11 protein-coding genes are annotated in these 12,548 nt (G+C 72.7%); 6 read left to right on the forward strand and 5 right to left on the reverse strand.

Annotated features, from left to right (window positions below):
- Window positions 1–50: 50 nt before the first annotated feature.
- A complete protein-coding gene (locus AB0B98_RS13490; RefSeq protein ID WP_357362733.1) occupies window positions 51–788 on the reverse strand; it encodes a lysophospholipid acyltransferase family protein in 738 nt (245 codons plus the stop codon).
- Between the two features lie 128 nt (window positions 789–916).
- Between AB0B98_RS13490 and cofC the strand changes: the two genes are divergently transcribed.
- The 5 genes from cofC to AB0B98_RS13515 are packed head-to-tail and all read left to right on the forward strand — an operon-like array spanning window position 917 to window position 6,649.
- A complete protein-coding gene (gene cofC / locus AB0B98_RS13495) occupies window positions 917–1,564 on the forward strand; it encodes a 2-phospho-L-lactate guanylyltransferase (protein ID WP_357362735.1) in 648 nt (215 codons plus the stop codon).
- A 58-nt stretch (window positions 1,565–1,622) separates the two neighbouring features.
- Window positions 1,623–1,820, forward strand: coding sequence for a hypothetical protein (locus AB0B98_RS13500; protein ID WP_030335323.1), 198 nt, complete (start codon window positions 1,623–1,625; stop codon window positions 1,818–1,820).
- Window positions 1,821–1,874: 54 nt separating this feature from the next.
- On the forward strand, window positions 1,875–4,238 hold the full coding sequence (locus tag AB0B98_RS13505; RefSeq protein WP_357362737.1) for an RNA degradosome polyphosphate kinase: 2,364 nt from the start codon (window positions 1,875–1,877) through the stop codon (window positions 4,236–4,238).
- A 24-nt stretch (window positions 4,239–4,262) separates the two neighbouring features.
- The gene (locus AB0B98_RS13510) at window positions 4,263–5,783 is read left to right on the forward strand and encodes a CYTH and CHAD domain-containing protein (protein ID WP_357362739.1); all 1,521 of its coding nucleotides are present in this window, start codon (window positions 4,263–4,265) and stop codon (window positions 5,781–5,783) included.
- Complete coding sequence (locus tag AB0B98_RS13515) at window positions 5,771–6,649, forward strand: NUDIX hydrolase (protein WP_357362741.1); 879 nt, start codon at window positions 5,771–5,773, stop codon at window positions 6,647–6,649. The genes AB0B98_RS13510 and AB0B98_RS13515 overlap by 13 nt, the downstream gene beginning before the upstream one ends.
- A 29-nt stretch (window positions 6,650–6,678) precedes the next feature.
- Here AB0B98_RS13515 and AB0B98_RS13520 read toward each other — a convergent pair whose 3' ends face one another.
- From AB0B98_RS13520 to leuC, 4 genes are all read right to left on the reverse strand, one after another.
- Window positions 6,679–8,643, reverse strand: coding sequence for an endonuclease/exonuclease/phosphatase family protein (locus AB0B98_RS13520; protein WP_357362743.1), 1,965 nt, complete (start codon window positions 8,641–8,643; stop codon window positions 6,679–6,681).
- Between the two features lie 162 nt (window positions 8,644–8,805).
- Window positions 8,806–9,489 (reverse strand): HU family DNA-binding protein, encoded by a 684-nt coding sequence (locus tag AB0B98_RS13525; protein ID WP_357270030.1) that lies wholly within the window; start codon window positions 9,487–9,489, stop codon window positions 8,806–8,808.
- A 172-nt stretch (window positions 9,490–9,661) separates the two neighbouring features.
- Window positions 9,662–10,249, reverse strand: coding sequence for a 3-isopropylmalate dehydratase small subunit (gene leuD / locus AB0B98_RS13530; protein ID WP_238671054.1), 588 nt, complete (start codon window positions 10,247–10,249; stop codon window positions 9,662–9,664).
- Between the two features lie 14 nt (window positions 10,250–10,263).
- Window positions 10,264–11,709, reverse strand: coding sequence for a 3-isopropylmalate dehydratase large subunit (gene leuC / locus AB0B98_RS13535; protein WP_279516866.1), 1,446 nt, complete (start codon window positions 11,707–11,709; stop codon window positions 10,264–10,266).
- 49 nt (window positions 11,710–11,758) lie between these two features.
- Between leuC and AB0B98_RS13540 the strand changes: the two genes are divergently transcribed.
- Window positions 11,759–12,445, forward strand: coding sequence for an IclR family transcriptional regulator (locus AB0B98_RS13540; protein WP_007456408.1), 687 nt, complete (start codon window positions 11,759–11,761; stop codon window positions 12,443–12,445).
- Window positions 12,446–12,548 lie beyond the last annotated feature (103 nt).

A 12,548-nucleotide genomic window follows, 5' to 3' on the forward strand; every position in this document is an offset into this window, starting at 1 on the left:
GGCGGCCTGAACGGCACCGCTGAGCCGGATGATTCGCTCGCTCCGCTCGCTCATGCCGCGTTGTCCCGCTGCTCGCGGCCGCCGGAGGACCGGGCCGGTCGCTCCCACAGTGGCGGCGGGGTACCGCCACGGATCTCGGCGAGCATGTCCCGCAGCCGCAACATGATGGTGTCCGTCATCTCCTCGAGGGTGGCCCTTGTCGGCTGGGCGTCCGCCCACCGGCTCAGGTCGATCGGCTCCCCGGCGGCAACGGTCACCGGGATCCGGGGGCGAAGGCTGACACGGGTCGTCCGCGGGTCGAAGATCCGTTCCGGCCCCCACATCACCACCGGTACGACCGGGGCGCCGGTGGCCAGGGCCAGCCGGGCCGCACCGGTCTTGGCCTTCATCGGCCAGAGCTCCGGCTGTCGCGTGGTGGTGCCCTCAGGGTAGATCACCACCGCGCCGCCCTCGTCGAGCGCGGCAACCAGTGCGTCCAGCGAGCGGACGGCGTCCACGCTGCCCCGCTCGACCGGGATCTGCAGACACCGGTGCAGGATCCAGCCGACCACCGGCACCCGGAACACGCTGGCCTTGCCCAGGTACTGCGGCCAGCGCCCGGAGTCGTAGATGAAGTGCGCGGACACCAGCGGGTCGGCGTGGGAGATGTGGTTCGCCACGATGATCATGCCGCCGTCGCCATGGAGATGCTCCTGACCACGCCAGGTACGCCGGGTCCAGACGGTCATCACCGGCTTCACCAGCCCCACGGCGAACCGTTGCCAGAACCCCAGCCTCCGCCGTGCCACTGTGCCTCCTCCTCGCGCCCCGACCCCGCCGCGAAATCCCGCCCGCGACGCCCGCAGCGGAAATCATGCCTGCTCGCCCCCGGTACGGCCAGCGAGGGGCCCGCCGTCCGGCTGGCAGGATTGCGGACGTGACTCAGCCGAGGTGGGCCGTGGTGGTGCCGGTGAAGCGGCTGGCCGTGGCGAAGAGCCGGCTGCGGGGCGCGCTGCCCGGCGTACCGCATGAGGAGTTGGCGCTGGCCCTGGCGTCCGACACGCTCCGCGCGGTGCTGGCCTGCCCGGCGGTCGCCGAGGCCCTGGTGGTGACCGACGACGCCCGGGTGGCGGCGGCGGCGCGGGCCGGCGGCGCGCGGGTGCTGCCGGACGAGCCGGACGCCGGCCTGAACGCCGCGTTCCGGCACGGGGCGGCCAGCGCCGTCGGCGGGTGGGTGGCCGGGATCACGGCGGACCTGCCGGCGCTGCGCCCGGCCGAGTTGGCCGGTGCGCTGCTCGCGGCGCAGAACAGCCGACCCGGGGTACGCCGGTTCCTGCCGGACGCGCCCGGCGGGGGCACGGTGCTGCTCACCGCAGGGCCCGGTGTGCCGCTGGATCCGCGTTTCGGGGTGGGCTCGGCGGTAGCGCACGCGGCGAGCGGTGCGCAGCCGCTGGAGGGCGACTGGCCCAGCCTGCGCCGGGACGTGGACACCGCAGCGGACCTGGTCGCCGCCGCCCGGCTCGGGCTGGGGCCGCGCACTGCCGCGCTGGTGGCCGCCGGTCGCCCCGCCCGCGCGGCAGGCTGAGCCGCCCGGTGGGCTGAGCCCGCGCCACCGGGTGAACCGCCGGGTGTACGGTGCCAGCATGCAGGGCACTGTGGCCAGCTACGACGCGGCGACGCGCAGCGGTGTCCTGCTGCTCGACGACGGCACCGAGATGCGTTTCCCCGCGCGGGCCTTCGACGCCTCCGGGCTGCGGCTTCTCCGCCTCGGGCAGCGGGTTCGCATCGACACCGATCCCGACGGCGAGGTTGTCCGGGTGACATTGCCGACGATGATCTGACCCGGCGAGCCCAAGTTCATTTTGCGTTTACCGTAATCGGGTGATTATGAGCGGGTGAGCACCCCTCGCGAGCAACCGGCCCACCCGCCCGCCACCGACCTCCGCAACGGCGCCCGTACGCGCGGCACCGATGGGCGGTTCCGCCCGTCTCGCGCTGAACGTGCCGGCGCCGCCCGCGCCGACACGCTCGCCGACGATCCCGGTGCCGCCTCCTCCGGGCTGGACGAGGTCATCGACCCCGCTCCGAAGATCGCAGCGGACGGCCCGGCCGCCGGTGACGTCCACCAGGTCCTGCCCGACGACCTGCCGACAGGTGCCGCGCCGGAGGACGACGACGAGCCTCCGGCGGCCCCGCCGCTGCCCGAGGACCGGTTCCTCAACCGGGAGCTCTCCTGGCTCGACTTCAACGCCCGGGTGCTCACCCTGGCCGAGGACCAGCGCACCCCGCTGCTGGAGCGGGCCAAGTTCCTGGCCATCTTCGCCAGCAACCTCGACGAGTTCTACATGGTGCGCATCGCCGGGCTGAAGCGGCGGCTCTCCGCCGGCCTGCCGGTGCGCGGCGGGGACCGGCTGCCCCTGCGTACGCAGTTGGAGCTGATCGCGGAGCGGACCGCCGCGCTGGGTGCCCGGCACGCCGCCTGCTTCGTCGACGACGTGCTGCCCAAGCTGGCCGACGAGGGCATCCGCATCCTGCGCTGGGGCGAGCTGGGCGACGGCGAGCGAGAGCGGCTGCGCACCTACTTCCGGGAGCACATCTTTCCGGTGCTGACCCCGCTCGCGGTGGACCCGGCGCACCCGTTCCCGTACATCTCGGGGCGGTCGCTGAACCTGGCGGTGGCGGTTCGTGACCCGGACGGCGGTTCGGAGCTGTTCGCCCGGGTGAAGGTGCCCAACAACGTCCCCCGCTTCGTCCGGGTGGACCGTGACCAGCCGGGCGTGCGGATGTTGCCGGTGGAGGACCTGATCTCGGTGCACCTGGGGCAGCTGTTCAGTGGCATGCAGGTGGTCGAGTGCCACCTGTTCCGGGTCACCCGCAACGCCGAGGTGGAGGTCGACGAGGACCGCGACGAGGACCTGCTCCAGGCCCTGGAACGGGAGCTGGCCCGACGGCGGTTCGGTCCCCCGGTCCGCCTGGAGGTCGCCGCGTCCATCTCCGACCACATGTTGGAGCTGCTCGTCCGCGAGCTGGACATGGACGACCAGGACGTACTGCGGGTGCCCGGCCTGCTCGACCTGTCCGCGCTGTGGCAGGTCTACGGCGAGGCGGACCGGCCGGACCTGAAGGACCCGCCGTTCGTGCCGGCCACCCATCCCCGCCTCGCCGAGGGCGAGGTGCCGCGCAGCGTCTTCTCCACACTGCGCGACGGGGACATCCTGGTGCACCACCCGTACCACTCGTTCGCGACCAGCGTGCAGCGCTTCATCGAGCAGGCCGCCGCCGACCCGAACGTGCTGGCCATCAAGCAGACCCTCTACCGGACCAGCGGCGACTCCCCGATCGTCGACGCGCTCGTCGACGCGGCCGCCGCCGGCAAGCAGGTGGTGGTGCTGGTGGAGGTGAAGGCCCGCTTCGACGAGGTGGCCAACATCGGCTGGGCCCGCACGCTGGAACGCGCCGGCTGCCACGTGGTGTACGGCCTGGTCGGCTTGAAGACGCACTGCAAGACCGCGCTGGTGGTCCGGCAGGAGGGCAACCAGATCCGTCGCTACTGCCACATCGGCACCGGCAACTACCACCCGAAGACGGCCCGGCTGTACGAGGACTTCGGCATGCTCACCGCCGACCCGGAGAGCGGCGCCGACCTCACCGACCTGTTCAACGTGCTCACCGGGTACAGCCGGCAGACCGCGTACCGGCGGTTGCTGGTCGCCCCGCAGGGCATCCGCAGCGGCCTCATCGAGCGGATCGAGCGGGAGATCTCGCACGTCCGCCTGGGCATGCCCGGCCTGGTCCAGTTCAAGGTCAACTCTCTGGTCGACGAGGGGGTGACCGACGCGCTGTACCGCGCCTCCCAGGCCGGTGTCCACGTCGACCTGCTCATCCGGGGCATGTGCACGCTGCGCCCGGGCGTCCCGGGGCTGTCGGAGAACATCAGGGTCCGTTCGATCCTCGGCCGGTTCCTGGAACACTCCCGGGTCTTCCGGTTCGGCAACAACGGTGAGGCCGAGTTCTGGATGGGCTCGGCCGACCTCATGCACCGCAACCTGGACCGGCGGGTGGAGGCGCTGGTGCAGGTGAGCGACCCGATCGCCCGCGCCGAGTTGGACCATGTGCTCACCGCCGCGATGAGCCCCGAAGTGGACGCGTTCGAGCTGGCCGGCGACGGGACCTGGACCCGGCGTACCGGCGGTGACAACGCCCCCCGGGCCCATCTCCAGGAACTGCTGCTGCGCCGCGTCGGTGGCACGGCCAGCTGACCGCGCAGCGCATAGGCTGAGCTGATGGTCGAGGAGGAGCAGAAGTACGAGGTGGACGACGCCTACGTGCTGCCGGACCTGACCGGCACGGCCCCGGCCGGCGGTCGGGTCCGGGCACTGCCACCGGTGACGCTTGTCGCCCGCTACCTCGACACTGTCGACCTGCGGCTGGCCCGGGCCGGTGCCTCGCTGCGCCACCGCCGGGGCGACGAGCTGCCGTGGACTGTGAAACTACCGACCGGCACGCCTGGCGTCCGGCACGAGATCTCCCGTGCCGGGCCGAAGGGGCAGCCCCCTCCGGAGCTGGTGGAGCTGGTCACCGTCCTGCACCGGAGTGCGCCGCTGGCCCCGGTGACTGTGGTGCGGACGGTGCGGCACGCGTACGAGGTGTGTGACCGGGCCGGCGCCGTCCTCGCCGAGGTGGTGGACGACCGGGTGACGGTGCTCGACGACACCGGCAGCACCACCGACACGTTCCGCGAAGTGGAGGTGGAGCTGAAGGCCGGCGACCGGAAGCTGCTCGACCGGGTCGGCGGGGTGCTGCGCGAGGCTGGCGCCCGAGGCGGGTCGTTCACGCCCAAGCACGTACGGGCGCTGGGCGAGACGGCGCAGGCCGATCCGGACCTGGTCGCGCCGGCCGGGCTGACCGCCGAGCCGAGCGCCGGTGACGTGGTGACCGAGGCGCTCCGCAAGGAGATCCGCCGGCTGTTGGCGCACGACCCGCTGGTCCGGCTGCGCGCCCCGGCCGCCGGTGGCGACACCGCGGTGCATCAGATGCGGGTGGCCTGCCGACGTCTGCGCAGTGATCTGCGCACCTTCAAACCGTTGCTGCGAAAGACCTGGTCCCGCCCGCTACGCACCGAGCTGCGCTGGCTGGCCGACGTGCTCGGCGCGGCCCGCGACGCCGAGGTTCTGCGCGCGCGGCTGCGCCGTACCGCCGACGCCGATCCGCTGAGCCCGCTCGACCGGGGCGCGGTGGACCGCCTCGACGAGGTGCTCGCCGAACGGCAGCGGCGGGCGCTCACCGCCATCGACGAGATGCTGCGTTCCGCGCGCTACCTGGCCCTGGTGGACTCCCTGGTGCTGGCCGCCCGCGCGCCCCGGTTCACCCGCCGGGCCGCAGCGCCCGCCGGGCAGGCGCTACCAGCGCTGGTGGCCCGCCCCTGGCGACTGTTGACCGGGCCGGACGGCGTCGGTGGGCTCGACGCGCAGTCGCCGGACGACCGCTGGCACGCCGTCCGCAAGGAGGCCAAGCAGACCCGGTACGCGGTCAACGCGGTGGCCCCGACGGTCGGAACTGGCGCACGACGGCTGTCCCGCGCACTCGCCGGCGTGCAGGACGTGCTCGGCGAGCACCAGGACGCGGCGGTGGCGGCGGACACCTGGTTGGAAATCGCCGCCGAGCGACCCGACGACCACGAGCTGGCCGTCACCGCCGGGCGGCTGGCCGAGCGGGAACGCCAGTCGGTACGCCGGATGCGGGGTTTCCTCCCGGCCGCCTGGCACCGGGCCACCCGGCGACGGCGTACCAGTTGGCTGCCGTGACGGGCATCCGGGCGGCCGGCGGGGTGCCCTGGCGGCCGACCGACGACGGCGTACACGTCTGCGTGGTGCACCGCCCCCGCTACGGTGACTGGACGCTGCCGAAGGGCAAGCTGGAGCCGGGCGAGCACGCGCTGGCCGCGGCGGTCCGTGAGGTGGCCGAGGAGGCCGACGTGCGGGGTGTGCCGCAGGTGCGGCTGCCGTCGGTGCGGTACCGCAGCGAGGGGCAACCCAAGCTGGTCGACTACTGGTCGATGCTCGCGGTGGCCAGCGGCGGTTTCCAACCGGACACCGAGGTGGACGACATCCGCTGGCTCGCGGTGGACGACGCGATCCGGTTGGTCAGCTACCCGCACGACGCCGAGGTGTTGGCGGCGTTCGCCGCGCTGCCGTCGGTCACGGCGACTGTCGCGCTGGTCCGGCACGCGCACGCCGGTAAGCGGGCCACCTGGTCCGGCCCGGACGTCGGGCGGCCCCTGGACGCCGAGGGGTGGGCCCAGGCGAGCAGGCTGGCCGAGCTGATCGCCCTGATCCGACCGGCCCGACTGGTGTCGGCGTCACCGCGACGGTGCGTGCAGACACTCGACCCGGCCGCCGCGTTGCTCGACCTGCCGATCGAGGTCTGCGGCGACCTGGACGAGCCACAACCCGGCCAGCAGAGCGACGAGCAGATCCTGGCCACCGCCGCCCGAGTGCTGGAGCTGGCCAGCGCCGGTGGGCAGTCGGCGGTGTGCAGCCAGGGCAAGGTCCTGCCGGGCGCCCTGGAGCGGCTGACCGGCCGCACCGATGAGGACTTCACCACCCCGAAGGGCGGCGGCTGGCTGCTCGCCTTCGCCGCCGACCGGCTGCTCGCCGCCGACCGGCTGTAGGGCACCGCGTTCGTACGGGCCCGGCCTGGTCAGCGGGGCGGCAGGGTCACTGTCACAGCGACCGGCAGATGATCGCTGGCGGTGCTGCGCGGCGCGACCGGATCGCCGGGGGTCAGGCCGGGCGAGACGAAGATGTGGTCGATCTGCTGGCGCGGGTCGTCCGCCGGGCTGGTCGCCAGTGGTCGGGCGGCGGCCAACGCGTCGACCAGGCCGGCCTTGGTGAACTGGGCGAACGCCTCGTCGCCCGGCTCGGTGTTCAGGTCACCCGCCACCACCAACGGCCTACCGGCGGCGTACCGGGTGGCGAAGTCGGCGACCGCGCGGGCCTGGACCACCGGGCCCTTGCCGGGCGGCGGTTGCAGGTGGGTGCTGACCACTGCGGTACTGACACCGTCGCCGAGATCCAGCGTGACAGCGAGGGCCTGCGCTCCGGTGGGCGCGCCGACGGCGGCCAACGGCAGGGTCCGCGGATCGCGTACCGGCCAACGGCTGAGGACCGCGTCACCCCAGACCGGATCGGCGGCCGGCCCGAAGACGTACGGCATGGCGAGCCGGTCTGCCAGCAGGTCCAGGGTGTCGTGCCCGCCGTTGAGCAGCCACGCCCGGTCCACCTCGCTGAGCAGCACCACGTCGGGCCGTTGCCTCTCGACGACCTGGGCGAGGCCGGTCAGGTCGAACCGGCCGTCCAGCCCGAACCCCATCCGGATGTTGTACGCCACCACCGTCAACCGTTGCGGTGGGCCGTCGCGGTTGCTGGCCACCGGCACCTCGTCGGCGAGCACCGGTGCCAGCACCGCCAGCGCGGTGACAGCGGCGGCGGCCCGGAGCGGCGGAAACGGCCCGGGAAGCCGGTGGACGACGGGCCGGGCGGTGAACGCCACCGCGGCGATCAGCACTGCCACCACCACCGGCACCGCCGCGTTGGGGTAGCCGAGGTCGTAGGCCGAGTAGTAGCCGACAGCACCGAGCGCGAAGACGAGCATCCCGGCGGCGACCGCGTACCCCCGCCGGGAGGCGCTGGCGCCACCAGCGGTGTCGACGCTCGCGGTGTCGTTCGCAGGCTGGCTCGTGTCGTCGGTCAGGGCGAGGCAGGCGCCGAGGCCGACAGCGGCGAGGAGGATCGCCGGCAGGAGCAGGTCGCCCCGGTCGAGGGCGAACAGCACCGCCCCGCCGAGCAGCGCCACCGGGCCGTACGCCCGGCCCCACCCGCTGGGCGGCCGGGTCAACGCGGCGCACAGGAACCCGGCGACCGCCACCGGCACCGGCGCCAGGCCGAACAGCGGCGAACGAGCCACCCCGTCCCCGGCGACCAGGTACGACATCCCGGTTCGGGCCAGCGCCGGGGAGAGCGCCACCATTCCGGCCAGCAGCAGCGCCGGCCCGGCCAGCAGCCAGGCTCGGCCACCACCAGGGCCGGCAGCGGCGTCAGCGGGGCCGACAGGGCCGACAGCGGCGTCAGTGCGGGCGTCACCTGCACCGCCGCGCTGGCCGGGTTGCGCCGTGCCGGCCAGGAACACCGCCACCGCGACGGCGCTGAGCAGCCAGGCCACCCAGTCACCCCGCCAGACCAGGTCGACGGTGTCCAGAACCGCGTGCACCGCCGCGTTGACAGCGAATCCCAACGCCAGCCCCGGGACCGGGCGCTCGGTGTCGGCGGCGACGCCGACCAGCCAGACCAGCCCGGCGAGCAACCCGGCGGTGGCCAACCAGAGCTGCGTACGCCCGCCGGGACCGGCGGTGAGCGCTAGCCGTGCGACGGCGAGCGCGACGGCGGCGACGACAGTGACCGGGCGGGCTCCGACTCGGCGGACCACTGCGGGTGCGCCCATCGCGAGCACGAACCAGCCGAGGGCGAACGCCCCCATCAGCTCGGCCGGGGTGGACGCCGCCTGACCGAAGATGGTGATGATGCCGGGCAACCAGACCCGCAGCACGTCGATGAGGAGGAGCACGCCCAGCGCGAGCGTTCCGGTGGTGAGCTGGCGGTAGCGCACCGGCGCCCCATTTCCCGTCGACGGGCCGGCCCAGGGGTGGCCGGCACGGCGATTCTGCGCGAGCGAGCCAACCCGGTCAACGGTCCCCGTACGCCGAAGGGCCGTCCCGGTACGCCGCAAGGGCGCCCACCCACTGGTGGACGCCCTTGCGGTTCGGGTCGGTCAGCGCTTGCTGGCCGCCTTCTTGGCCGGAGCCTTCTTCGCCGGCGCCTTCTTGGCCGCCGTGCTCTTGCTCGCCGCCGCGGTGGTCTTCTTCGCCGCGGTCGACCGGGTCGCGGCGGTGGTCTTCTTCGCCGCGGTGGTCTTCTTGCTGGCAGCCGTCTTGGTCGCCGTGGTGGTTTTGCTCGCCTTGGCCGGGGCGGTCTTCTTGCTGGCGGCCGTCTTGGTCGCCGTGGTGGTCTTGCTCGCCTTGGCCGGGGCGGTCTTCTTGCTGGCCGCCTTGGCGGTGGTCGCCTTGGTGCCCGCCGCCTTGGCGGTGGCCGCCTTGGTGCCGGTCGCCTTGGTGCCCGCCGCCTTGGCCGTGGCGGTGCTGGTGGCGGTCTTCTTCGTCGCCACCGTGGCCTTCGGCACCTTGCCGCTGGCCACCATCTCCTTGAACCCGGCGCCGGGACGGAAGGTCGGGACTGACGTCTTCTTGACCTTCACCGCCTCGCCGGTACGCGGGTTGCGCGCTGTTCGCGCGCCACGCACACGCTTTTCGAACGCTCCGAATCCGGTGATCGCCACCTTCTCGCCCTTGGTGACCGCCGCCTGGACCTCGGTGAGGACCGCGTCGAGCGCGGCCGTCGCCATCTTCCGGTCCCCCAGGCGAACGGCGAGCGCCTCGATGAGCTCGGCCTTGTTCACGACTTCCTCCCGATTGTGCAACTGACTCGTCGCGAGCCATTCTGCGCGCACGGTATGCCCTGTGCTGCCGGGACACAAACATTCGGTAGAAAAAAGCCCTTGTGTCGTAACGGATTCACCCCCACCGGTTGGACCGATGGGGGTGAAATCCGCTGTGCGAGCGGCCTAACGGCTATGCCACGGAGGGCAGGAACGGCAGTCGGCGCGCCTCGTAGGAGTCGATGTCGGCGGCGTGGCGGAGGGTGAGTCCAATGTCGTCGAGGCCTTCCAGGAGCCGCCAACGGCTGAAGTCGTCCAGCGGGAATGACCAGCTCGCGTCCCCCGCCCGGAGCTGGCGGGCGGTCAGGTCGACTGTCACCGCAGTGGTGGGATCCGCCTCGACCAGGTCCCACAACTCTTCGACGGCTTTCAATTCCAACTCGACCGGCAACAGACCTTCCTTGAGGGCGTTGCCGCGGAAGATGTCACCGAAGCGCGGGGCCACCACGGCACGGAAGCCCCAGTCCCGTAGCGCCCAGACGGCGTGCTCCCGGGATGAGCCGGTGCCGAACTCCGGGCCGGCGATGAGGATCGACGCCCCGGAATAGTTTTCATCGTTGAGCACGAATGTCGGATCTTCCCGCCAGGCGCTGAACAGCCCGTCGGCAAAGCCCGTCCGGGTCACCCGCTTGAGGTACACGGCGGGGATGATCTGATCGGTGTCCACGTTGGACCGGCGCAGCGGCACGGCGGTGCCGGTGTGGGTGGTGAACTTGTCCATCTCGTCGGTCCCTTCTACAGGTCGGCGGGGGCGGCCAGCCGGCCGACCACTGCGGTGGCGGCGGCCACCGGCGGGGAGACCAGGTGGGTACGCCCACCCCGGCCCTGACGGCCCTCGAAGTTGCGGTTCGAGGTGGAGGCGGAGCGCTCGCCCGGCTTCAGCGTGTCGGGGTTCATCCCCAGACACATGGAGCAGCCGGCGAACCGCCACTCGGCCCCGGCGTCGGCGAAGACCTTGTCCAGACCCTCGGCCTCGGCGGCCTCGCGCACGGCGGCGGAGCCGGGCACCACGAGCATCCGGACGCCGTCGGCGACCCGGTGCCCACGCAGCACGTCAGCGGCGGCCCGTAGGTCCTCCAGGCGACCGTTGGTGCAGGACCCCACGAAGACGACGTCGATGGGCAGCTCCCGCAGCGGGGTGCCGGGGCGCAGGTCCATGTACTCCAGGGCCCGGCGGGCGGCCGTGCGCTCCGAGTCGGTGGTGAACTCCTCAGGGTCCGGCACCGGGGCGCTCAGCGGCGCACCCTGCCCCGGGTTGGTGCCCCAGGTGACGAAGGGGGTGATCTGGCTGGCGTCCAGGGTCACCTCGGCGTCGAAGCGCGCGCCCTCGTCGGTGGGCAGCGTCCGCCACCACGCCACCGCCGCGTCCCAGTCCGCGCCCTGCGGCGCGTTGGGTCGACCCTTGAGGTACGCGAAGGTGGTCTCGTCCGGCGCGATCATGCCGGCCTTGGCACCCCACTCGATGGACATGTTGGCGATGGTCATCCGCCCCTCCATGGAGAGGGCGCGGATCGCCTCGCCGCGGTACTCGACGATGTGCCCGCGACCTCCACCGGTGCCGACCTGCGTGATCAGCGCGAGCACCAGGTCCTTGGCGGTCACGCCGGGCGCGAGGCGACCGGTGACGTTCACCGCCATCGTCTTCGGCCGGCTCTGCGGCAGCGTCTGGGTGGCCAGGACGTGCTCCACCTCGCTGGTGCCGATGCCGAAGGCGAGCGCGCCGAAGGCGCCGTGGGTGGCGGTGTGCGAATCGCCACAGACGATCGTCAGACCCGGCTGGGTGAGGCCGAGCTGCGGGCCGATCACGTGCACGATGCCCTGGTTGTCGTCGCCGAGCGGGTGCAGTCGCACCCCGAACTCGGCGCAGTTGCGGCGCAACGTCTCGATCTGCGTACGCGACGTGGGGTCCGCGATGGTGAGGAGGTCACCACGGCGGAGGCGGAACGCCGGGTCGGCGTACCCGGTAGGGGTGTTGTGGTCCTCGGTCGCGAGGGTCAGGTCGGTACGACGCACCCGGCGTCCGGCGAGCCGCAGCCCGTCGAAGGCCTGCGGGCTGGTCACCTCGTGCAGCAGGTGCAGGTCGATGAAGAGCAGGTCCGGCTCACCGGCGGCGGACCGTACGACGTGCGCGTCCCAGACCTTCTCGGCCAGGGTCCTCGGCTCAGGAGTGACTCCCACCATCTGGACATCCTAAATTCTGGGAGGTAAGTTTCGGCTTGTGGGACACAGTATGAGCGGTGTCGGCGTTCTCGACAAGGCGGTGGTCATCCTGGCCGCCTGCGTCGACGGCGCCAGCCTTGCCGAACTCGTCGAACGCACGAAGCTGCCCCGGGCCACGGCACATCGCCTGGCCCAGGCCCTGGAGATCCACCGAATGCTGGTGCGTGACACCCAGGGCAGATGGCGGCCCGGCCCCCGCCTGGGCGAGTTGGCCAACGCCGCGCCGGACGTTCTGCTGACCGCCGCCGAGCCGCTGCTGGCCGCGCTGCGCGACGCCACAGGCGAGAGCGCGCAGCTCTATCTGCGCCGCGCCGACGAGCGGATCTGCGTGGCAGCGGCGGAACGCGCCAGCGGCCTACGGGACACCGTTCCGGTCGGCTCGGTGCTGCCGATGACGGCCGGCTCCGCGGCCCAGATCCTGCTCGCCTGGGAGCCGCCGGAGGCGGTGATGCCGCTGCTGCCGCGCAGCAAGTTCACCGGCCGCACCCTCGCCGAGGTACGCCGTCGCGGCTGGGCGCAGAGCGTCGCCGAGCGGGAGGCCGGTGTGGCGAGCGTCTCCGCCCCGATCCGCGACCGTACCGGCCGGGTCATCGCCTCGGTCAGCATCTCCGGCCCGATCGAACGCCTGGGCCGCCGCCCCGGCGAACGCCACGCCATGGCAGTGGTAAGAGCCGGCCAACGCCTATCCGGCCTCTAACCCCACCCCCACCCCCACCCCCCTCCCACCCTCTCCCCGTTGATCATGAAGTTATTGCCACCCACTCCGGCGTGTCATGGCAATAACTTCATGATCAACGCTG

Origin of the sequence: Micromonospora sp. NPDC048947 (assembly GCF_040649495.1) — a bacterium.
GTDB lineage: Bacteria > Actinomycetota > Actinomycetes > Mycobacteriales > Micromonosporaceae > Micromonospora > Micromonospora alfalfae.